1 pseudogene is annotated in these 834 nt (G+C 68.1%); it reads right to left on the bottom strand.

The features are described from left to right. Positions 1–29: 29 nt before the first annotated feature. Positions 30–605 (bottom strand): annotated as a pseudogene (locus B2Y21_RS02795) (alcohol dehydrogenase catalytic domain-containing protein); the annotation flags it as partial. Between the last annotated feature and the right edge of the window lie 229 nt (positions 606–834).

Below are 834 nucleotides of genomic sequence, written 5' to 3'. Positions count from 1 at the left end.
TTCTGTGCCTCCTTATCCAGCTAAGCGGAAGGGTAAAACTGGCCGTTATCACCGCCCTGCGCGAGCGCGAAATCGACCTCGTCGTTGCTAGAGGCGGCGGCAACCACGAGCCGGCCCATCGCCTTACCAAGCACGCCGGCGGCCGCCCCGACGCCGCCCGCCGCGCCCAGCACCAGCAGGGTCTCGCCCGGCTGAAGCTGCGCCCGGTCCTTCAGAGCGTAGTAGCTGGTGCCGTAGGTCATGATGAAGGCGGCGGCGGTCTCATAGTCCATGCCGTCGGGAATGGGGATCAGGCTGTCGGCCCGAACCTTCAACCGCTCGACCATGCCGCCCCAGCCGGGGACGGCGACGACGCGGTCGCCCCGGAACACGCCCTTCACCCCCTCGCCGACGGCGTCGACCACGCCCGCGACCTCGGCCCCCGGCGCGAAGGGGCGCTCGGGTTTGAACTGGTATTTGTCGGCGATGATCAGGGCGTCGGGATAGTTGACGCCCACGGCCTTGACCTCGATCACCACCTCGCCTGGACCGGGCGTGGGGTCCATGACCTCCTCGACGACGAGCGATTCCGGGCCGCCGGGGGCCTTGGACAGGACTGCACGCATAGGAACTCTTTTCAGCTATCCCCCATCGGCCATGGCGCCGACACGCCGGCGACGCTAATCAGCCTGCGGCCTGATGCAAAGAGGTCGAATGGGTTCTGAGGAGACGATCATGGCGAAACCCGCCCTCATCCTTCACGGCGGCGCCGGCGCCCGGCGCGAGCGCAACTACGACGCCGAGGTCGTGCACATGCGCGAGGTGGTGGAGGCGATGAAGGCGCGGCTGGACGCC

It is taken from the genome of Brevundimonas sp. UBA5936, assembly GCA_002430835.1.
In the GTDB taxonomy this organism is placed as follows: domain Bacteria; phylum Pseudomonadota; class Alphaproteobacteria; order Caulobacterales; family Caulobacteraceae; genus Brevundimonas.
This window is presented reverse-complemented; position numbering and strand designations above follow the sequence as displayed.